At 44.9% G+C, this 20265-nt stretch carries 31 protein-coding genes; 29 read left to right on the forward strand and 2 right to left on the reverse strand.

Features of this window, described 5'->3' with window-relative positions:
- Positions 1-56 precede the first annotated feature (56 nt).
- From LRM45_RS03685 to tuf, 3 genes are all read left to right on the forward strand, one after another.
- A complete protein-coding gene (locus LRM45_RS03685) occupies positions 57-1739 on the forward strand; it encodes a hypothetical protein (protein WP_243826809.1) in 1683 nt (560 codons plus the stop codon).
- Positions 1740-1755: 16 nt separating this feature from the next.
- Positions 1756-2967 (forward strand): tRNA guanosine(34) transglycosylase Tgt, encoded by a 1212-nt coding sequence (gene tgt / locus LRM45_RS03690; RefSeq protein ID WP_243826810.1) that lies wholly within the window; start codon positions 1756-1758, stop codon positions 2965-2967.
- A 114-nt stretch (positions 2968-3081) separates the two neighbouring features.
- Complete coding sequence (gene tuf / locus LRM45_RS03695) at positions 3082-4266, forward strand: elongation factor Tu (RefSeq protein WP_129637477.1); 1185 nt, start codon at positions 3082-3084, stop codon at positions 4264-4266.
- A gap of 73 nt (positions 4267-4339) precedes the next feature.
- Here the strand turns inward: tuf and LRM45_RS03700 are convergent, their stop codons facing one another.
- On the reverse strand, positions 4340-5113 hold the full coding sequence (locus tag LRM45_RS03700; protein ID WP_243826811.1) for a hypothetical protein: 774 nt from the start codon (positions 5111-5113) through the stop codon (positions 4340-4342).
- Between the two features lie 145 nt (positions 5114-5258).
- On the opposite strand from LRM45_RS03700, the gene LRM45_RS03705 reads away from it, so the two are divergent.
- From LRM45_RS03705 to LRM45_RS03795, 19 genes are all read left to right on the forward strand, one after another.
- A complete protein-coding gene (locus tag LRM45_RS03705; protein WP_243826812.1) occupies positions 5259-6200 on the forward strand; it encodes an L-lactate dehydrogenase in 942 nt (313 codons plus the stop codon).
- A gap of 94 nt (positions 6201-6294) precedes the next feature.
- A complete protein-coding gene (gene rpsJ / locus LRM45_RS03710; protein ID WP_178142850.1) occupies positions 6295-6612 on the forward strand; it encodes a 30S ribosomal protein S10 in 318 nt (105 codons plus the stop codon).
- A gap of 69 nt (positions 6613-6681) precedes the next feature.
- Positions 6682-7014 carry a hypothetical protein gene (locus LRM45_RS03715; RefSeq protein WP_129630986.1) on the forward strand — a complete coding sequence of 111 codons (333 nt, stop codon included), beginning with the start codon at positions 6682-6684 and terminating at the stop codon, positions 7012-7014.
- Between the two features lie 190 nt (positions 7015-7204).
- Entirely contained in the window at positions 7205-7819 is a 615-nt protein-coding gene (rplC, locus tag LRM45_RS03720; protein WP_129630980.1) for a 50S ribosomal protein L3, read from the forward strand.
- Positions 7819-8418: a 50S ribosomal protein L4 gene (gene rplD, locus LRM45_RS03725; protein ID WP_129635108.1), complete on the forward strand. Its 600-nt coding sequence runs from the start codon at positions 7819-7821 to the stop codon at positions 8416-8418. Before rplC ends, rplD begins: the two co-directional genes overlap by 1 nt.
- 1 nt (position 8419) lies before the next feature.
- On the forward strand, positions 8420-8740 hold the full coding sequence (locus LRM45_RS03730; protein ID WP_243826813.1) for a 50S ribosomal protein L23: 321 nt from the start codon (positions 8420-8422) through the stop codon (positions 8738-8740).
- A complete protein-coding gene (rplB, locus tag LRM45_RS03735; protein ID WP_129630971.1) occupies positions 8740-9579 on the forward strand; it encodes a 50S ribosomal protein L2 in 840 nt (279 codons plus the stop codon). The genes LRM45_RS03730 and rplB overlap by 1 nt, the downstream gene beginning before the upstream one ends.
- Before the next feature lie 6 nt (positions 9580-9585).
- The gene (gene rpsS, locus LRM45_RS03740) at positions 9586-9852 is read left to right on the forward strand and encodes a 30S ribosomal protein S19 (RefSeq protein WP_129630968.1); all 267 of its coding nucleotides are present in this window, start codon (positions 9586-9588) and stop codon (positions 9850-9852) included.
- A gap of 2 nt (positions 9853-9854) precedes the next feature.
- Entirely contained in the window at positions 9855-10313 is a 459-nt protein-coding gene (gene rplV, locus LRM45_RS03745; protein ID WP_243826814.1) for a 50S ribosomal protein L22, read from the forward strand.
- Positions 10314-10949 carry a 30S ribosomal protein S3 gene (gene rpsC, locus LRM45_RS03750; protein ID WP_129743751.1) on the forward strand — a complete coding sequence of 212 codons (636 nt, stop codon included), beginning with the start codon at positions 10314-10316 and terminating at the stop codon, positions 10947-10949.
- On the forward strand, positions 10950-11363 hold the full coding sequence (rplP, locus tag LRM45_RS03755; protein ID WP_129635102.1) for a 50S ribosomal protein L16: 414 nt from the start codon (positions 10950-10952) through the stop codon (positions 11361-11363).
- Positions 11363-11572 (forward strand): 50S ribosomal protein L29, encoded by a 210-nt coding sequence (rpmC, locus tag LRM45_RS03760; protein WP_129635100.1) that lies wholly within the window; start codon positions 11363-11365, stop codon positions 11570-11572. Before rplP ends, rpmC begins: the two co-directional genes overlap by 1 nt.
- Positions 11572-11883, forward strand: a complete 312-nt coding sequence (gene rpsQ, locus LRM45_RS03765) for a 30S ribosomal protein S17 (RefSeq protein WP_129630953.1) — start codon at positions 11572-11574, stop codon at positions 11881-11883. Before rpmC ends, rpsQ begins: the two co-directional genes overlap by 1 nt.
- Positions 11880-12248 carry a 50S ribosomal protein L14 gene (gene rplN, locus LRM45_RS03770; protein ID WP_129630950.1) on the forward strand — a complete coding sequence of 123 codons (369 nt, stop codon included), beginning with the start codon at positions 11880-11882 and terminating at the stop codon, positions 12246-12248. Before rpsQ ends, rplN begins: the two co-directional genes overlap by 4 nt.
- Positions 12248-12568, forward strand: coding sequence for a 50S ribosomal protein L24 (gene rplX, locus LRM45_RS03775; protein WP_129637438.1), 321 nt, complete (start codon positions 12248-12250; stop codon positions 12566-12568). Before rplN ends, rplX begins: the two co-directional genes overlap by 1 nt.
- Positions 12568-13152 carry a 50S ribosomal protein L5 gene (rplE, locus tag LRM45_RS03780; protein WP_146423291.1) on the forward strand — a complete coding sequence of 195 codons (585 nt, stop codon included), beginning with the start codon at positions 12568-12570 and terminating at the stop codon, positions 13150-13152. Before rplX ends, rplE begins: the two co-directional genes overlap by 1 nt.
- Entirely contained in the window at positions 13152-13421 is a 270-nt protein-coding gene (gene rpsN / locus LRM45_RS03785; RefSeq protein ID WP_129630942.1) for a 30S ribosomal protein S14, read from the forward strand. Before rplE ends, rpsN begins: the two co-directional genes overlap by 1 nt.
- Before the next feature lie 20 nt (positions 13422-13441).
- Positions 13442-13843: a 30S ribosomal protein S8 gene (gene rpsH, locus LRM45_RS03790; RefSeq protein ID WP_146423292.1), complete on the forward strand. Its 402-nt coding sequence runs from the start codon at positions 13442-13444 to the stop codon at positions 13841-13843.
- A 67-nt stretch (positions 13844-13910) separates the two neighbouring features.
- Positions 13911-14330, forward strand: a complete 420-nt coding sequence (locus LRM45_RS03795; RefSeq protein WP_243826815.1) for an NUDIX hydrolase — start codon at positions 13911-13913, stop codon at positions 14328-14330.
- A 5-nt stretch (positions 14331-14335) separates the two neighbouring features.
- On the opposite strand, the gene LRM45_RS03800 is transcribed toward LRM45_RS03795, so the two are convergent.
- Positions 14336-14989 carry a non-canonical purine NTP pyrophosphatase gene (locus LRM45_RS03800; protein WP_243826816.1) on the reverse strand — a complete coding sequence of 218 codons (654 nt, stop codon included), beginning with the start codon at positions 14987-14989 and terminating at the stop codon, positions 14336-14338.
- A 78-nt stretch (positions 14990-15067) separates the two neighbouring features.
- Here LRM45_RS03800 and LRM45_RS03805 point away from each other — a divergent pair, with 78 nt between their 5' ends.
- From LRM45_RS03805 to secY, 7 genes are all read left to right on the forward strand, one after another.
- A complete protein-coding gene (locus tag LRM45_RS03805; protein ID WP_243826817.1) occupies positions 15068-16006 on the forward strand; it encodes a hypothetical protein in 939 nt (312 codons plus the stop codon).
- A 28-nt stretch (positions 16007-16034) separates the two neighbouring features.
- Positions 16035-16565, forward strand: a complete 531-nt coding sequence (locus tag LRM45_RS03810; protein WP_243826818.1) for a hypothetical protein — start codon at positions 16035-16037, stop codon at positions 16563-16565.
- 91 nt (positions 16566-16656) lie between these two features.
- Positions 16657-17190, forward strand: a complete 534-nt coding sequence (rplF, locus tag LRM45_RS03815) for a 50S ribosomal protein L6 (protein WP_129632941.1) — start codon at positions 16657-16659, stop codon at positions 17188-17190.
- 2 nt (positions 17191-17192) lie between these two features.
- A complete protein-coding gene (gene rplR / locus LRM45_RS03820) occupies positions 17193-17543 on the forward strand; it encodes a 50S ribosomal protein L18 (RefSeq protein WP_129745349.1) in 351 nt (116 codons plus the stop codon).
- 1 nt (position 17544) lies between these two features.
- Entirely contained in the window at positions 17545-18135 is a 591-nt protein-coding gene (gene rpsE, locus LRM45_RS03825) for a 30S ribosomal protein S5 (RefSeq protein ID WP_129745346.1), read from the forward strand.
- Positions 18135-18608 carry a 50S ribosomal protein L15 gene (gene rplO, locus LRM45_RS03830; RefSeq protein ID WP_129745344.1) on the forward strand — a complete coding sequence of 158 codons (474 nt, stop codon included), beginning with the start codon at positions 18135-18137 and terminating at the stop codon, positions 18606-18608. The genes rpsE and rplO overlap by 1 nt, the downstream gene beginning before the upstream one ends.
- Before the next feature lie 174 nt (positions 18609-18782).
- On the forward strand, positions 18783-20258 hold the full coding sequence (secY, locus tag LRM45_RS03835) for a preprotein translocase subunit SecY (protein ID WP_243826819.1): 1476 nt from the start codon (positions 18783-18785) through the stop codon (positions 20256-20258).
- Positions 20259-20265 lie beyond the last annotated feature (7 nt).

Raw genomic sequence — 20265 nt, forward strand, 5'->3', positions numbered from 1 at the left:
ATACGGAAGGGGCTATGCTTGTAAATATCTATTAAAGTTGTATAATATATAGCAATATGGAGCGTTCAAAGCCTAATACGGAGTCTAATTCTCCCGAACTGTTCTCCGATGAGGACTGGAGGCGAATTGCTGGTGCGAATTTATTGCTTGGTGAAGAAAATGACGAGATTGCAATCGCTGAGATAGAACAAGCTGCGCACGCTGGCGATATTGAGGGCGAGAAGGTTAGAGTTGTTGGATATAGTCAATCCGAAGAGGATGATTCGTATCGTCTGCAGTCGGTTGAGGGTGTGGCGGATTTGATATCTCCCATGGAAATTGATCCTGAGGTTTCAGCGCCGTTTGCGACTTACACCAAAGAGATGGCTGCTTTGTGCGTGCGAACTTCGCAGAGGGACTATTATTTTCCGCTTGACAAGCAGGCGATTGTATCAATAGAGTTATTGCCAGATGATAGCGGCGTTCCTCGATGTGTGCGTAAATTGCGCCACTATGCTGACAAAATCGAAGAAGTTGCTGGTGTCGGCAACATTCAAGATGCGGAGTCGAGGCAGCTTTTGATAGATGAGATGAATGATGTTTTGAATGAGATTCCGTATGATGGCGGAATTCAAGTTAAATGCCAGGCGTATAAGGTTAAAATTGACGACAGGGGAAATAATGTAGAAGACGCTAATCCTGCGGTTTTATCTGGATGGTTGCCGAGTTTTACGTGGCGCGATGATCGCCCCGTGCTGGAAATGTTTGATATTAAAAATCGATTTGCGACTTTTTGTGTAGATATGAAAGATGTGCTTGATATGGCGCCAATTGACAAAGAGGAGATCGGGGCTTCTATTGATTTATTTGAAACGGTTTTTAATGACGATTTTCAGGAGACCGCTTGGCGGTTAGCGACGGATCTTTCTTATGTTGACAAGTCGGAGTTTGACGAAGTGTCAAGAGAGTATGCCCAAATACTAAATGATCAGTTGTCTGAGTTTCCCGAGTTTGTCGATGTTAGTTTGACTGGTTTTGCGTTGGCCCCTGACGCTACGAAAAATAATGAATTACAGTATGAATTTATGGATATTTCTGGGGCGTGTATTGATGGGGCGTGTTTCGTTAGCTATCATGATAAATTTTACGCGGCGCTTGAAGTGACGATAGATGGTGAATCTGGGGACTTTTCGAAGAAGGTTTATGTAATACCCGACAGAGATAAGATTATTCGTTTGGAAGGATTTGATGGTGAAGCTGAAGAGCTTAAAATGGCGGTAAATGAACTTCATAAAATTGCAAATTTTGCAAGTGAAGTAGTTAATGATGAGTGTTTCTATAAACTACCTCTTAATGAGCAGCTTGATGTATTGAGTCAGTATGAATGCGCCGCTCGTAATGTAATCCAGGATATTAGCAGAGTGCGAGAGTTTAAGGGTGAATGTGTAGTTTCGGCATACCGATGTTTGCCTGGCGATTTGCTGAATGCGGTTTCGTGGAATGATGTTCCGTTAGAAGAGGTGAATAGTCATGAATATGTTGAAAAATTTGCGCTATGTGCGGATAATTTGGTGGTCTGGAATCCAGAAATTAACGATAGGCCAGATATTGACGGCCGAATATTAAGTGTGTCGGAATTGCCACTTAGTCGCGGTGAGCCTGTGCTAATAGTTAATAACGCGGAAGAGAATAAATATTACTTGGTGCGATGTAGCGATGTGATCAGCTTGTCGCGAAACGACCCGTCGACCATTTCGTGATATAATCAAACAGATTATGCAGGAAAAACCTTTTTCTTTTGAAATAACTTCACGATTTAACGACACGTTGGCGCGAACGGGAATTATTCACACGCCACACGGTGATATTAAAACGCCGGCGTTTATTGTGGTTGGAACTAAGGCTAATGTTAAGGCGATGATTCCTGAGATGGTGAAGGGTGTTGGCGCGCAGGCGGTGCTGGCGAACGCTTATCATTTATATCTGCAGCCGGGGCATGAGTTGATTGAAAAGGCTGGATATCTTGGCAAATTTATGCATTGGGACGGTCCGACGTTCACGGATAGCGGCGGCTTTCAGGTGCTGAGTTTGGGTTCTGGCTTTAAGAAAGTTTTGGCAATGAGCACTGATGTTGATGAAGAAATTGCAATTGCTAAAAAATCGTCGCGACATGCTTGGGTGGACGAAAACGGTGTGATGTTTAAGTCGCATCTGGACGGCTCTTACCATAAATTCACGCCAGAATTGTCTATGCAAATTCAGGCTGGAATTGGCGCTGACATTACTTTTGCGTTTGACGAATTGACCTCTTTGATTGATCCGTACGAATATCAAGTTGAGGCGCTGGCTCGGACGCATGCCTGGGCGGAGCGAAGTTTGGCGGAGGTTAAGCGCCTAAGGGCGGCTCGTCCAGATAAGCCGTATCAAGCTTTATTTGGCGTTTTGCAAGGCGCGAATTACGAGGATTTGCGAAAGCAAACTGCCGAGTTTTTGGGCGCGATGGATTTTGATGGCTATGGAATTGGTGGCGCGTTGGAAAAGGAAACTATGGCACAAACGATTCAGTGGGTCAATCAAATTCTGCCTGAGAATAAACCGCGTCATTTACTGGGAATTTCCGAGCCTGATGATATTTTTGCGGCAATTGAGCAGGGAATTGATACTTTTGACTGTGTGAGCCCGACGCGAGTGGCTAGGAATGGCGCCGCGTATACGCCGTTTGGTCGAGTCAATGTGCGTGGTCGAAAATACCGTGAGATGTTTGCGCCAATTATGGACGATTGCGATTGCTATACTTGCAAGAATTACACGGCGGCTTATCTTTGTCATCTTCTGCACGCCCGCGAGTCGTTGGCTGGAACGTTGTTGTCAATCCACAACGAGCGATTTATCGTTAAGTTGGTTGATGATATTCGAGCCAGCTTGGAGGATGGAACTTTTTACGAGTTTCGCGATTCGTTCTTGGCGAAGTATTATAGTAAGAAATAGGCTATTTACAACTGGTTGGAAAATCGTTATAATTAAACTCATACGCCGTGAGGTCTTTTTTATGGACTGTACCCGCGTGAAAAATAATAATTAAATTAAGGAGAACTTCTACAAATGGCAGATGCATTTGACCGAAGCAAACCGCACGTTAACGTTGGTACAATGGGCCACGTTGACCACGGTAAGACTACGCTGACTGCTGCGATTACTGCAGTGTTGGCAAAGCGCCTACCAAGCGCAGTTAACAAACCTGTTGCGTACGACCAGATCGACAACGCACCAGAAGAGAAGCAACGTGGTATTACTATCGCGTCTTCACACCAAGAGTATGAATCAAAGAATCGTCACTATGCACACGTTGACATGCCAGGACACGCTGACTACGTCAAGAACATGATCACCGGTGCTGCTCAGGTTGACGGTGCGGTATTGGTTATCGCTGCAACTGACGGCCCAATGCCTCAGACTCGTGAGCACGTTTTGCTTGCAAAGCAGGTTGGTGTGCCAAAGATCGTTGTCTTCTTGAACAAGATGGACATGGCTGACGAAGAAATGGTTGAGCTGATCGAAGAAGAAGTTCGCGAACTTCTTGAAAAGAACGGCTTCGACAAAGACGCTCCAATCATCAAGGGTTCTGCTCTTAAGGCTCTTGAGGGTGAAGAGAAATACGAAGACGCTATTATGGAATTGGTTGACGCAATGGACAGCTACATTCCAGAGCCAGCACGTGACATGGACAAACCATTCATTATGCCAATTGAGGACGTCTTCTCAATTAAGGGTCGTGGTACAGTAGCAACTGGTCGTATCGAGCAGGGTGTTGTTAAATTGAACGACGAAGTTGAAATCGTTGGTTTGAAGCCAACTCAGAAGTCAGTTGTAACTGGTATTGAGGCCTTCAAGAAATCTCTTGACCAAGGTCAAGCAGGTGACAACGCAGGTGTCTTGCTACGTGGTATTGAGCGCAGCGACATTGAGCGTGGTCAAGTTTTGGCAAAGCCAGGCACAATTACTCCACATACTGAGTTTGAAGCTGAAGTTTACATCTTGAAGAAGGAAGAAGGCGGTCGCCACACTCCATTTTCAAAGGGCTACAAGCCACAGTTCTACTTCCGCACAACTGACGTTACTGGTGAAGTTGAATTGCCAGCTGACAAAGAAATGGTTATGCCAGGCGACACTGTAACCTTCAAGGTTAAGTTGCTTGCACCAATCGCTATGGAGCAAGGTTTGAACTTTGCTATCCGCGAAGGTGGCCGTACAGTTGGTGCTGGTGTTGTTACAAAGATCAACAAATAATCTTGATAACACAAGCCTAATTAAATCCCCCGAACTTTCGGGGGATTTTTGATGTCGCTGTGATAATGTATGTCTAATCAAGGAATCTTGTGTCAAAACATTGTTCAGAAGTACCAATCTTGTATAGAGGATAGTACGGTCCGTTATTCTCTTTCTCATCGACAGATGTAGTCTTTGTGATTTTCATGCCCACCTTTTTACCATCTATCGTGGCCATAAATTGAGGAAGGCAGAGGTATTGCTCATTTTCTTCGCGCGGACGCGGAAAAGATACGGGCTTAGTGAATTGCCCTACGCTGCTTTTCTTCTCTCGACATGCGTCTTCATTCTTTGTGATTTCGGTTGGAACATAATCCTCGTATTGTATTGCTAGTGTGTTTGTTTCTCTCATTAGATCCGAAGCTTCAGGTACTCTTTTTCTCTGAGTTTGTTCGGCGAGATCTAAAAAATCGAATTTAAGCCGAACCATATCATCCCCATCGCAAAAATATACCGAGCAGTCTACTATTTGAGGATCCTCGTAACCGTGTTGTACACAGTAAGCTGAAAAACCTTCGCGAACGTTGTATTTTGCGTAATACATTGAGTTCTTTTCTATATCTATTTTTCCCGCAGAATCGTCTTTTTTATTTTGTGACGGATTCTCGGTATTGCTGTTTTCTGGTTGAGATGTAGCGGTTTCAGAGCCGCCGTATGGGGCTGAACTTGAGCTTCCAGCATCAACTCCTTTTTCGCCTGCGCATCCAGCCAATACACACGATGGTAATAAAGCTAGCATTGCAAGTGCTCGATATACTTTTGCAGTATCGACGCGTGGCGCTTTTTCTGCAAACATTCTTTTTTCCATATATCCTCCCGTTGATAATATGTAAAAGTTAATAGATTGCCGATATTATACATGTTTTTTGCTGTAAAGTAAAGTTAATTGACAAAGCGGTAATGTTTATGGCAGAATAAATACATCTAATATAAAACAGAAAAAGGAGATTTTGGTGAATAAACAGAAATTGCTAATTGTTGGCGGCGGTGGAATGGTTGGTGCAACGGCGGCTTATGCGTGCGCATTGCGTAGTGTCATTGAAGAGATTGTGTTGATTGACCGTAGTGAGGATTTGGCTTGGGGTCAAGCGGCTGACATTAATGACGCGATGGGAATTGACAGAAATGTCGTGGTTCATACGGGAAATTATTCTGATATCAATGACGATGACATCGTTGTGATTACTGCGGGTGCGCCGCAACTTCCTGGTCAGACTCGATTAGAATTGATTGACGTTAATGCGAAAATTATGCGTGATATTGTGAAAAATATTATGGCGAACGGTACGAAGCCGTATTTGGTGATTGTCAGTAATCCAGTTGACGTTCTGACTTACGTGGCGCTTAAGGAATCTGGTTTGCCGAAAAATCGTGTGTTTGGGACGGGCACGACGCTTGATACTTCACGAATGAAGTCGTATTTGGCAGATGCTTTCAATGTCGACAGTAAGGCGGTTGACGCTTATATTCTGGGCGAGCATGGCGATTCATCATTTTCGACAATTGAAACGGCGCAAATTGGTGAAGTGCCGATTAGAGAATATCCTGGATTTACAGAGGAAATGATTGACGGGATTGAGCAGAAGGTTCGCGACCGAGCTTATCGGGTGATTGAAACAAAGAAATCAACGTATTTTGCAATTGGGTTTGTTGTGTCTAAGATCGTTTCGGCGCTCCGAAAATCGACACACACGGTTTATCCTGTTTGCTCTTTGGCTGAAGGCGAATATGGCTTGAATAATGTTGTACTTGGATTGCCATCGACAATCAGTAGCGACGGCGTGAAGATTTTGGCGGGCTATCCGCTTACCGAGCGAGAAAAAGAATCGCTGAATAAATCCGCTGGAATTATTGCAGAAATGATTTCTCATCTTGATAAAGCGGAAAATTGCTGATATAATCGCATAGTTAATAATAATTTATCTCGAGAACTCGATTGACTATAAATAGGACAATTAGAGGTTACGAGATCGCACACAAGGAGGAGCTATGGCTCAAGATACAGGAATCAAAATCCGTATTCGTCTGAAGGCTTATGACCACAAAGTCATCGACCAATCAGCAAAACAAATTATCGACACTGCAATTCGCACAGGTGCTAACGTGGCTGGTCCAGTGCCTTTGCCAACTCGACGCAGCACTTACACTGTCGTAAAGAGTCCGCACGTTTACAAAACTGGTGGTGAATCTTACGAGCGCCGCGTTCACAAGCGTCTGGTTGACATTACAAATGCTACACCAAAGACGATTGATAGCTTGCAGAACTTGAACTTGCCAGCTGGCGTTGACGCTGAAATTCGTATGTAATTTAACGATATATAAAATTTCCGCCTCTTGAGTGGGGCGGATTTTTTATGCTATAATTCCATTTAGCTTATGACAAAACAAAAAACTCGTACTTATGCTCGCAATCGCTCGAAGTCTAGCGAGCTGTTTAGTCGCAAAGGGCGCGAACGTATTTATGACAATGACGGTTCATTTTTCTTGAAATTGGTGGTTTTTGTGATATTAAGTGCGTTGTGGCTTCGTCTAAAAAATCCAGTTGAAGTTGGCGGTTTGGTCGTCCAAGCCATTCCTGTCGGTCTATTTATTGCGTTGCTGCTGGTCTTAAAAATTGAGAAATACCAATTCAACCGTAAAATTTGGTACGTCACGATAATTTTCATGGCAATTCTGACTTCGTTTACGCCGGTTGGCGTGATGATTTAGAGCCTGTCATTTATTGACAATAATATACATAACGTGCTATAGTGAGGAAGTAATTTCTATTACGCGTAATATCAACTGTTCTCCTTGGTGAATGAGCAGGTCTGGTTATGAGCGGATGTTTACATTTAACGTTCTCCCAGAATCCAGAAACCGCACGTCATCAGGAGTATTTAAGTGGGAGTGAGGAAAAGTGAAAACACTTCTCGGTACCAAACTTGGTATGACCCAGCTCTTGGCTGAAGACGGCAAAGCCATTCCGGTAACGCTGATCCAAGCCGGCCCTGTCACCGTTACTCAGGTGAAGACTGTCGAAACCGACGGTTACAATGCGGTACAGGTAGCTTTTGGAGAGGGTAAGAACCTGAGCAAGGCCGTGGCTGGACACGTTAAGCCAGCCCAAGTGACCCCGAAACATATTCGGGAATTCCGTGTCGACCAGATTCCAGAGGATCTGAAAGTTGGCAGTGAAATTAATGTTTCCGCGTTTGAAGTCGGCGATTTTGTCGATGCAACCGGAACCAGCAAAGGTAAAGGTTTCGCTGGAACCATTAAACGCCACAATTTTAAGCGTCATCGTAAGACGCACGGTGGTAAAGGTAATACTCGTAAGCCAGGTTCAATTGGCTCGATGTATCCACAAAAAGTCTTCAAGGGTAAGACGATGGCTGGCCACATGGGTCACGAGCGTGTTACTGTTAAGAACTTGGAAGTGGCATATGTTGATCCAGAGACCAATCTAATCGGGGTTAAGGGCGCTGTTCCTGGACCACGAAAGGGGCTGATTATTTTAGGAGGTAACAAGTAATGGCAGATTCAACCAAACTTCCTAAAGACATTTTTGCTGTGGAAGTGCCAAATCACGAATTGTTGAAATTGGCATACGACAGCTACTTGGCAAACGCACGCCTAGCTAGCGCTACAACCAAGCAGCGCGGCGAAGTTTCTGGTGGTGGTAAAAAACCATGGAAGCAAAAGGGAACTGGTCGAGCACGTTTTGGCTCAAGCCGTAACCCAATCTGGCGCGGCGGTGGTGTGGTATTTGGCCCACGCGGCAACGAAAACTACACTAAAAAATTGTCAAAGACTGCTAAGAAAGTGGCAGTTCGCCAAGCTTTGACTGTAGCTAACGAAGCTAAGAAAATTGTCGTTAAAGATGTTAAGACTACTGGCAAGACCAAGGAAGTCGCAACATTCCTAGCTGACAACAAGTTCGAGCGCCGTGTTCTAATCGTTGTAGATGAGAAGACGCCAGAACTTATGCGTGCTACAAACAATATTCAGAACGTTTTGGTGGTTCGCGCTAATTATCTAAGCGTTTATCACATTCTGAATGCGGATACAATCGTTATAACACCGAAAGCTCTACCTGTAATTACTGCATGGTTGGGTAAGGAGGAAGCGTAATATGAAACAGACGATTATTATCCCACGCGTTAGTGAAAAGGCTTACGCACAGAGCGCCGATGGTGTATACGTGCTACGCGTTCCACTTAACTTGAATAAGAACGAAATCAAATCAGCTGTAGAAGCGCAATTTGGCGTTACTGTAGTTAAGGTTAAAACCTTAGTACAAGACGGCAAGGCTGTACGCTTCTCACGAGGCAAGAATCGTTATCCTGGCACAACAACGCGCAAGGATTGGAAGAAGGCTTACGTGACGCTGAAAGAAGGCGATAAGCTCGATGTGTTTGACGCAGTAGAGCAGCAGATGGAGGAGACCAAGTAATGCCAGTGAAAGCTTACAATCCAACCACTCCTGCTCGTCGCGGCATGACGAGTCAGGATTTGTCAGACATTACAACAAGAAAACCTCTTAAAAGTCTGATTAAAGCTAAAAAGCAAAATGCCGGTCGCAACAACCAAGGTCGAATTACTGTTCGTCATCGCGGAGGCGGCGTTCGTCGTCACTACCGCTTGGTGAACCACAATTTGCCAGCAGGCTTGACCTTGACGATTGAAGAAATCGAATACGATCCAAACCGCTCAGCTCGTATTGCTCGAGTTAAGGATCAGTACAATTTGTACCACTACATCTTGGCTGACACATCAATGGTTAAGGGTAAAACTATCCGAACCGGCGAAGAAGCTCCAATTGAGGCTTCAAACCGCTTGCCATTGTCAGTTATTCCTGTTGGTACGATGATTTACGCTATTGAGTTGACCGCTGGTAAGGGCGCACAAATGGTACGCGCTGCCGGTGCTAAAGCTCAGTTGATGGCGAAAGAAGGCAACTACGCAACTATCAAATTGCCATCTGGCGAAGTTCGCAAAGTTCGCTTGGAAGCTACCGCTGCTATCGGTGTAGTCGGTAACGTCCAGCACCAAAATGTTAAGATCGGTTCAGCTGGTCGTAAGCGCCGCAAGGGTATTCGCCCAACTGTTCGTGGTGTCGTTATGAACGCCGCAGATCACCCACATGGTGGTGGTGACGGTGGTCGCCACGGTACTGGTAAAGCACCACGTACTCCTTGGGGTCAATTGACATTAGGTTATCGAACTCGTCGCCGTAAAGGCTCGAATAAATTAATCGTACGCACGCGTCACGACGCGAAGAGGAAGAGGTAAATCACGATGAGTCGTTCATTAAAGAAAGGTCCATTCGTCGATGTAAAGCTAGCAAAGAAAATTGCTGCTCTTAGCCTTGACGATCGAACCGTTATCAAAACGTGGGCGCGCGCTTCGACTATCACACCAGAAATGGTTGGTCGAACGATTGCTGTCCACAACGGTAGAGTGCACGTACCAGTGCTGATTACCGAAAACATGGTTGGTCACAAACTCGGTGAGTTTAGCCCAACTCGTAAGTTCCGTAAGCACGGCGGAAAGGATAAGAAGTAATCATGGCTGATACAACTTATACTGTTCGCGCTTACGCAAAAGGCGTTGATCAGGCACCACGTAAAGTAAGCTTGGTTGCCGCATTGGTACGAGGCCGTACTGTAGCTGATGCACTAGTTATCTTAGAGCACGTTCCAAAGCGCGCTGCTAGCCCAGTTAAAAAGGCTATCGAAAGCGCTAAGGCAAATGCTATTAACAACCACGGCTTGGACGCTAAAAGTTTGGTAATTACTACTTTGAGCGTTACTACTGGTACACGCTTGCGCCGCTTTAAGCCAGCATCGCGCGGTCGCGCTTTGCCATTCCAGAAAAAGACTTCAAATATTTTGGTTGAAGTAACTGGTGTAGAAAAGCCAAAGAAAGCGCCTGCAAAAAAGGCCGAAGCTAAGGCAGAAGCAAAAACTGCTAAGCCTGCAGCTAAAAAAGCCGCTAAACCGGCAGCAAAAAAGGAGGAGAAGTAAATGGGTCAAAAAGTGAATCCAATCAACTTCCGCCTACAGGTCAATAAGAACTGGAGCTCTCGTTGGTTTACGGCCAATAAAAAAGAGTTTGCAGAGGCGATTCGTCAGGATCACGAAATCCGCGAGTTGATTGAAAAGAAATTTGCCTCACGCCCAACTATCAATCGCATTGAGATTGAGCGTAGCGCTAACTTGATCACGATTACAATTCACACAGCAAAAGCTGGTGTTGTTATCGGTCGCGGTGGTGCTGGCGTGAACGAATTGAAGAAGCAAGTTGAGAAGATTGCTGGTCAGGCTGTTCGTATTAACATCGAAGAAGTTCGCCGTCCAGAATTGGCAGCCAAATTGGTAGCTGAGAACATCGCTCGCCAATTGGAGCGCCGAATCAATTTCCGCCGTGCAACTAAAATGACCGCACAAAACACCATGAATGCTGGCGCTAAAGGTATTCGTATTGAGGTGGCTGGTCGTTTGAACGGTGCTGAAATGGCACGTCGCGAAAAGGTAATTGAAGGTTCAGTGCCTCTACACACCTTGCGCGCTGATATTGACTTCCACTGTGCTCGCGCTCAGACACCAGCTGGTATCATTGGCGTGAAAGTGTGGATTTATAAGGGAGAAAGGAGTCGCTAAATGCTGTTACCAAAGAAAACTAAGCACCGCAAAGTGCGTATTGGAAAAAACCGCGGTCAAGCAACTCGTGGCAATTACATCGCGTTCGGCGACTTTGCATTGCAATCACAATCAAATGAGCGCATCAACTCCCGCCAAATCGAGTCTGCTCGTCAGGCGATGACTCGTTACATCAAGCGTGGTGGTAAGATTTGGATTCGAATCTTCCCTCACACTCCAGTTACCCGAAAGCCACTTGGCTTGAAGATGGGTGGCGGTAAAGGTAACCCAGAGTTCTTCGTTGCTAAGGTAAAGGCTGGTACTGTTCTATTTGAGATGCAGGGTGTTTCAGAGGAAGTTGCTCGCGAAGCAATGCGTCTGGCTAGCCACAAATTGCCAGTCAAATGTAAGTTCATCAAGCGGGAGGACGCATAATGGCTGAAACGAAGAAATCTGTTAAAGCGGCAGTTGTTAAGACTATTGACGACTTGAAGAAGGAATTGGCTGAAAAGCGAAACGACCTACTTCAGGCAAAACGTTCTCACGCTGCTGGCGAATTAGTTAATCCAAAAGCGTTGCGTTCACTCCGAAAGGAAATTGCACGCCTGCTGACACAAATTAATAACACAAAGGAGAGCAAGTAATGGCCCGACGAACATTGATTGGCGTCGTAACGAGTGCCAAGCGCGACAAGACCATCACCGTGACGGTCACTAGCCGCGAAACGCATCCGCTATACGGCAAGCAGTACACCGTGACTCGCAAATACACTGCTCACGATGAAACCAACGAAGCAGGTGAAGGCGACAAGGTGCAAATCGAAGAGACTCGCCCAATTTCCAAGACTAAGAGCTTTACTCTAGTTAAGGTGATTGAAAAGTCTCGCGGTTCTATCAAACTAAAGGATGAAGTTTCTGGCGAAACTAAGGAAGAGGCTAAGGAGGACGACAAATGATTCAACAAGAATCTCGCCTTAAGGTAGCCGACAACTCAGGTGCTAGGGAAGTTTTGTGTATTCGCGTTCTTGGCGGTACACGACGCCGTTACGCTCGCGTTGGCGACGTAATCGTCTGCTCAGTAAAAGACGCTAGCCCAACCGGTAACGTTAAGAAAAAATCTGTTGTTAAGGCTGTAGTTGTTCGTACTCGCGATCAAATTCATCGCAAAGACGGCTCAACAATCTGTTTTGACGACAATGCCGTAGTGATTATCAACGATGACAAGCAGCCAAAAGCTACTCGTGTCTTCGGTCCAGTTCCACGCGAACTTCGCGATATGGGCTACATGAAGATCGTCAGCTTAGCTCCGGAGGTACTCTAATGGCTCGAATTCATAAAGACGATACCGTAAAAATTATTGCTGGTAAAAATAAAGGCACAACTGGTAAAGTTCTAAAAGTTAACACAAAAGACCAAACTGTTTTGGTCGAAGGTGTCGGCGTTGGACATCGCCACGTTAAGCCAAGCCAGTACAATCCAAAAGGCGGTAAGAAAGATATTCACGTACCAATGGATATCAGCAAAGTCGCTTTGGTTGTTGATGAGAAATCAGGCAAAACCAGTCGGGTTGGTTTAGTAAAGAATGCTGACGGCGGCAAAACTCGTGTTGCTCGCCAGGTAAAAAATAAGGAGATTAAATAATGGCAGAAAAGAAAACTGTCGTGCCAGCTCCTCGCTTGAAAGCCTTGTATCAAGGAACTTACCTTAAGGAACTACAAGCCGAATTGAATCTAAAGAACGTGCATGAAGTGCCAGCTTTGGAAAAGATCGTCGTGAGCGTTGGTACCGGCAAAAAGAAAGATGACAAGCGTCATTTTGAAATTGTCAAAAATACTGTCGAGAAAATCACCGGTCAAGCACCAGTGGCTCGACAAGCTAAAAAATCAATCGCGACATTTAGCATTCGTAAAGGTATGGGCGCGCCAATTGGTGTTAGCGTAACTTTGCGCGGCGCTCGTATGTACGAGTTCATGGATCGTTTGATTAACGTTGCTTTGCCTCGCGTTCGTGACTTCCACGGCGTTGGCTTGAAGTTTGATAAAGGTGGCAATTACAATCTCGGCATCACCGAGCAATCAATTTTCCCAGAATTGACATTTGAGGAAACTCAGGTTTTGCACGGTTTGCAGATTACATTTGTTATCAAGAACGGCAACAAGGAAGCTTCTAAGGCGTTGCTAGAAAAATTCGGCATGCCGTTTGAGAAGAAAGGAGGCGTCAAGTAATGGCTAAGAAATCAATGGTCGCTCGTGATAAGAAGCGTATGAAGATGATTGCCAAGTTTGCAGCCAAGCGTGCTGAGTTGAAAGAACTTGGCGACCTCGATGGTTTGCAAAAATTGCCTCGCAATTCTAGCCCAACCAGGCACAAGAACCGTGATAGCATCTCTGGTCGCCCACGCGGCTACATGCGTCAATTCGGCTTGAGCCGTATCAATTTCCGCGAAAAAGCAGCCAAGGGTGAAATCCCAGGCATAACAAAGAGTAGTTGGTAAGAAGGAAAGGAGATTAGAATATGTCTATGCAAACTACAGACCCAATCGCCGACCTTCTGACTCGCATCCGCAATGCGAAATTGGTTGGCAAAACGGAAGTTCGTGTTCCGTCCAGCAAGATGAAGAAAGTCATCGCTGAGCAATTAGTCAAAAACGGTTATTTGGCAGATGTCAAACTGGAAGACGCTAAACCTCGTGGCGTGTTGGTAGTTACTATCAATGAAAAAGGAACTAACAGCACCATCAACGAAATTACCCGCATCTCAAAACCTGGTCGTCGCGTTTACGTCGGCGCTAGCGAGATTCCAAAGGTAAAGAGCGGCCGCGGTTTAGTACTTATCTCAACATCAAAAGGTGTCATGACTGGCGCCGAAGCAGTCAAGGCTAAACTTGGCGGCGAATTGTTGTTGAAGGTTTACTAAGCCTCACGCAAATCAAATAAACGTCCTCACTGCAGGGCGTTTATTTTTTATGATAAACTTTTATCGTATGGGAGCTGGAGCGCTAAAAGACATAAAGTCGGCATATCGAGTAGCAGTAAAGGGATTAGTGCGTGATGAATTAGGTAGACTGCTGTTCGTTCAAGAGAGAAGTGACTCATGGGACCTTCCTGGCGGTGGGCTGGAACATGGTGAGGATATTACAGAAGCGTTGAAACGAGAGTTTCTGGAAGAACTAGAGACAGATATCGAAGTCGCTGCAGAAAATCCCTTGATCATTCCAACTTGGAATACAAAGTTCGATGACCCCGTTTTGATTGTTGCCTACAAAGTTACTCTATTAACGACACCTCGTAAAACAGATGAAGTTTCAAACTTTAACTATTTCGATATTCATGAAATCAAACAAGAAAAGCTGGATTCTACGCTGGTTGACAATCTTTCAAAGATATATCAAATTGACCGCTAGTACTCTCAGTTTACACATTCGCTATAGTAATTTTCCCGTACCACACTAGCACATTTTTCGACTGCAACTTCATGCCCGAGTGAATATCCATTGCGCTTCAATTTCGGCAGTTCGCGCACTTCGTGAAACATCATATTAAGCTCGGGTACGAAAAATAATTCCCGAAACGGCATGCCTTTGAGCCGAGATTCCTCGCGCGACTCAGTTAAGATAACACCAGAATTTTCTCCAAAAATCACTTTCTCACGACCATCAGGGAAGTTTACTACAAGACACGTCGTGTATTGTGCTCGTCTGTTTGCCTTACCTTCAAGTTTCTCCAGGCAATAATCTACGATCTCTTGGTCACTCATCTCATGACCATTCCAACGCCTTGTAAATACGCCAGGCTCGCCATTTAGGGCTTCAATTTCCATGCCGGAATCATCGGCGATAATTATCAGGTTTTTGTCATTTCCGTGTAAATGATTCCTTGTGTGTTGCGCCTTCAATAGGGCGTTTTGTTCAAATGTCGTACCTGTTTCTATGCAGTCAGGTATTTGATAATCTAAATCTGCCAACGAAATAATTGACGTTTGCGGAGAGAATTTATGAAACGCGGCAACGAATTCTGCGTGCTTGCCTGGGTTTCTGGTGGCGAAAAGTATAGTTGCTGTCATTAAGTATGATTATATCAATTATCATAAATATCGAAAAATTGCTAATTTGGTGGCATTATAATATTATCGAACCAAGCAATGATAATTTCATCCATATACAAAACAGCCGATAACGACGGACTAATCGCTCATATTTATGAACATTTATTAGCTCAGTACGTTTTGAAGCGTCTTCAAGACAATGAGTTATTTGTTCTGAGCGATATCATACTGTCTGCAAAAACATATGGCGACACTTGTTTTATGGATGCTGAATTATATAGCCCAGAAGCGAAAAAGACATATGACGAGGCATTGCGAGAGTTTGATAAATTAGTCATTCCAGAAGATGATATTTTGAGGGCTGCTGGCGAGTGCGGAATAGAAATGAATCGAAATATAGTAGAAGTCGACCGAAGTGAACTGAGTAAAAAGCTACGCGAAGTTCAGATTTCTCCGTGGCGTAAGCAAATTGATATGGCGTATCGTAAAGCTCGCAATGAGAGCTCTGTTAATACGCTTTTTCGTACTTCGTATATAAAATACAGTAAAGAGTCTGACGATCTTTTTCGTGAATGCGTTCTGGAGTATTCAATTGATGAAAGTTACATACAGACGCCTATTGATCAAGCTCTGGCGGCAATTGTTATGCAGATTGTGGCTCTCAATTTCTTGACGGTCGTGCGAGAAAAATATACAGTGTATGATCGTGGCGATCAGTGGTCGGAGGCGTCGCTTTCGGTTGGCTATCGGATGTTCCTCGGACTAATCAAGAAAGACGATAACATAGTCGACCAATTAAAGTGCGAATTCATGGAATATGTACAATTTTTATCAGTGTCGCCATTTTGCGATAATTTACAAGCAGCGTTGGTTAGGTGTTCACATAACTATGAGCAAGTGCTGCTAGACAGAGGTGCGTTGAATTCAATTCTCGGCGGCTGTGTTATTGGTGGCAAAGGGTGGCTAAAGATGGCAGACAATACGCTAATCGGGCAGATACTTAAGGCGATCGAGATAGACGTTTACGATATTTAAGAATTATATTTTGCTATACTGTAATCATATGCGTAGCTTCCTCCATATAACAAAAACACCAGACCAAGCAGAAATAACTGTTAAAGACGTCTTAGCTGTCGATTTTTTGCCTTTCTTATTATCTATTGTCGTTATGGTGCTGCTACTGCACGGGATAAGCTGGCTTATCGGCAGTGCTGACCCCAGGCAGGGAATCCCCAGTTATTATATTCAGGTGCTATTTATGGGAAACCCTCTCGTTGAGTTAATCATGGTCGCCGCCGCTTGCTTTATTGCTGTTGGACAAAAGCCGCAGGCACGCTTCTGGTCGACAGTGGGAGTGGCTACACTCATCGCTCTAGTTGATGTACCAAACTTTCTTTGGCATATCGATGTCAGCGGCTATTTAAGCATCTTCGCTGGCATTCTTTTAATGATCTCTGGCTGGCGGCTATGGGATTATTACGAAGTGCGTAAAATCTACGATATGAAAGAGCCGTATTTGACCAAAGCCGCCCTAGTAACATATATTACTCTCGGCATCTTGGCGATTATTCTGCTCATCCCGTACGGTAACTAGGCAGAGTGCTCAAAAAACCTTGCATTTCACCCCTAATCTATGCTAAAATATCAGGGTTAATATCAAATCACACGAAAGGTGAGTAATGAGTCTGAGTCGAATCGGAAAACTGCCGGTGATTATTCCGGCCGGTGTGACAATCACGGTTGACTCTGGTGATGTGGTCGTTAAAGGACCAAAGGGTGAATTGAAGCAATTCATCACACCAGCAGTTGAGGTGAAAGTCGAAGACGGACAAGTCACGGTACATCCTAAGGACGAGTCCAAAGTAGCCCGTAGTCAGCATGGTCTGATGCGCGCGCTAATCAACAACATGGTAATCGGTGTAACCAAAGGTTATGAAAAACGCCTAGAGGTTAACGGTGTCGGTTTCCGTGTTAGCTCAAGTAATAATGAGCTAGAAATGGCACTTGGATTTTCACATCCAGTCAAATACAAAGCCCCAGAAGGCGTAACTGTTACCAACGAAAAAATGATTATCGTTGTTAGCGGTATCAATAAACAACAAGTCGGCCAAGTTGCAGCGGAAATCCGCGCCTTGAAGAAGCCTGAACCATACAAGGGCAAGGGTATCAAGTACGTCGACGAGCAGATTTTGCGTAAAGCAGGAAAGACAGGTAAGTAATCATGGCTGAAAATAAGAAGCTACTCAACCGCGCTCTTCGCAAAAACCGCGTTCGCGCTAAGGTTTCAGGCACGGCAGAGCGCCCACGCTTGACAGTTACTATTAGCAATTTGCACGTTAGCGCGCAATTGATTGATGATGTAGCTGGCAAGACATTAGCTGCAGCAACTACAGTTGGTACAAAAGCGACTGGCACAATGACTGAAAAAAGTGCTGCTATCGGTACTGAAATTGCTAAGAAAGCAAAGAAAATTAAGATTAGCGCAGTAGTGTTTGACCGAAATGGTCGTCAATACGCTGGCCGCCTAAAGGCTTTGGCTGACGCTGCGCGCCAAGAAGGATTGGAGTTTTAGTATGGCAGAGCAAGCTGCAAATACTACCCCACGTGCAGAAGGTCGTCGACCTCGAAATCCACGTGGTGGTCGCCGCGATGACCGGCGAAATGTGCGCGATGACGCGCCAAAAGAGTTTGAAGAGTTGGTAATCAACATTGACCGCGTTTCTCGCGTGGTTAAAGGTGGTCGCCGCTTCCGATTTAAGGCTTTGGTGGTTGTTGGTAACCGCAAAGATAAGGTTGGCGTCGGTGTTGCCAAGGGCGCAGACGTTCAAGCCGCAGTCGCTAAGGCTACGTCAGTCGCTAAAAAGCACCTAATTACATTGCCGCTAAACGGTGAGACAATTCCGCACGACAGCGAAGTTAAATTCTCTGGTGCACGCGTATTGATCAAGCCAGCCGCTCCTGGTACTGGTATTATCGCTGGTGGTGTAGTTCGTCAGATTATCGGCGTAACAGGAATTCGCAACCTATTGACCAAATCTCTTGGCTCAACCAACAAGGTCAACATTGCTTACGCGACTATTGAAGCTCTAAAGTCATTAGTTCCACGCGATCAATGGCTAAGCGCTCAGCCTGTAAAAAAGGTTGCTAAAAAGGAGGCTAAATAATGAAGTACAATGATCTCCAAGTTTCAGCAAACAGGAATAAAAAGCGCGTTGGTCGCGGCATTGCTGCTGGTCAAGGTAAAACTGCTGGTCGCGGTACTAAAGGTCAGAACGCTCGAACAGGTAAGAAGCTTCGCGTAATGTTCCAGGGTGGTCAGCGTCCACTAGCTCAAGCTGTGCCAAAGGCTCGCGGATTCAAGAGCTTGCGAACCCCAGCTCAAGTTGTGTACATGGATCACTTGAACGCATTTGACGGCAAAACCGTTGACAACGCTTTGTTGTTCACTGAGGGCTACATTGCAACTCCATTCCATACGGTTAAGGTGATTGCTCGTGGTGAATTGAAGGCTAAGGTTGACTTGAAAGTACAAGCTGCCTCAGCTTCAGTTGTTGCTGCCATCGAAAAAGCTGGTGGCTCATTCGAGAAAGTAGCTACACCTCTACGCCAAAGTGCGAAAGAAGCTGAAGAGAAATAAATTTTCTCGGTAATAATAAATCCCCTTCGAAAGAGAAGGGGATTTTCTTTTGTCCTAAAATAGCGGTTTCATCTATAGAGCATACGCTTTTATGTTTTTAGTATGGAAATATCCGCTAAGGTACTGTATAATTAACAGAGTTAAGAATTGTTAGTGACTATGAGGGGCTAAAACATGAATTGGAGAATAATTTTTCGCTCGCTGAAAAATAAAGATATGCAAAAACGGCTATTTATTGTCGTGGGAATAATCGTTGTTTATCGATTATTAGCGCACATTCCAGTGCCATTAGCGGAACCAACGCAGCTGCGTAACGCGATTTCGTCGGTACTTGGACAATCTGACCTTGGTGGTATCTTGAACTTGCTATCTGGTGGCGCGTTGTCGAGCTTCTCTCTAGTGTTGGTTGGGCTTAGCCCATTTATTACTGCCAGTATTATTATTCAGCTTCTGACCAAAGCCATTCCAAGGCTTGAGGAACTACACAAAGATGGTGAATCTGGACGTCGAAAAATTCAGCAATGGACACGTGTTATTACTGTGCCGCTTGCTATTGTCCAATCAATCGCTTTCATCTTCATCTTAAGACAGACAGTTCTTCAAGGCGGCAGTACGACATTGGCCGACCCTACGATGATGGAATGGATCGTTTCAATCACTTCAATGACGGCAGGCTCTGTTCTTCTGATGTGGCTTGGCGAGTTGATCACTGAGCAGGGAATCGGCAACGGTATTTCTATTGTAATCTTCGCTGGTATCATCAGCCAATTGCCACAAATGCTCGCGTCATTAATCTCATCATTGTTTAACACCTCATCTGGCAGCTTAAACGTCTTCAACTGGTTCACTCTCCCTGTAAACCCAGTTATGTTCTGGACGATATTAATCATGTCAATTGCCGGACTCATCGTCCTTTACTTCCTAGTTAAAATCAACGAAGCTCAGCGCGTTATTACAATTAACTACGCAAAGCGCGTTCACGGAAATAGTAATTACGGCGACGTAAAAAGTATTTTGCCGGTTAAATTGATTGCTGCGGGAGTTATTCCGGTCATCTTCGCGGTTGCATTCCTAAGCTTGCCGCAATTTGTTGGTCAAGTCATGAAAGCGTCTGGTAACGCCGATCTTCTGCCGACCGCCAATAAATTGATCACTTGGTTCCAAGCTCCAAACGCGGGCTCATTCACAGGAAGCACCGCTGAAGCGTTTATTTACCCAACGTTATACTTTATTCTGGTTATCGCCTTTACATATTTCTACACTGGAATTGTCTTTAACGCTAACGAAATTGCCGAAAATCTGCAGAAGCAAGGCGGATTTATTGAAGGTGTGCGTCCAGGCGCTCAGACTGAAAAATACCTTATGAGAACTGTCAATCGCTTGATTTTGTTCGGCTCAATTGTCCTAGGAATCGTGGCTATTTTGCCATTCGTTGCGGAATATCTCACGTACAATTTGACAGGTTTGCAAGGTTTGCGTTTGTCAATCGGTGGTACTGGAATCTTGATTATCGTATCTGTTGCCCTTGAAACTCTGCGACAAGTCAACTCGCGTGCGCTGATGGTTACATATGATGACTTTGACCCAGACGAGCTGCTTGATAGCGACAAAAAGAAGAGTAAGAAGCGTCGTTTGTTTAAGAGAAAATAATTGACAT

It is taken from the genome of Candidatus Nanosynbacter sp. TM7-057 (genome assembly GCF_022828295.1).
GTDB lineage: Bacteria > Patescibacteriota > Saccharimonadia > Saccharimonadales > Saccharimonadaceae > Nanosynbacter.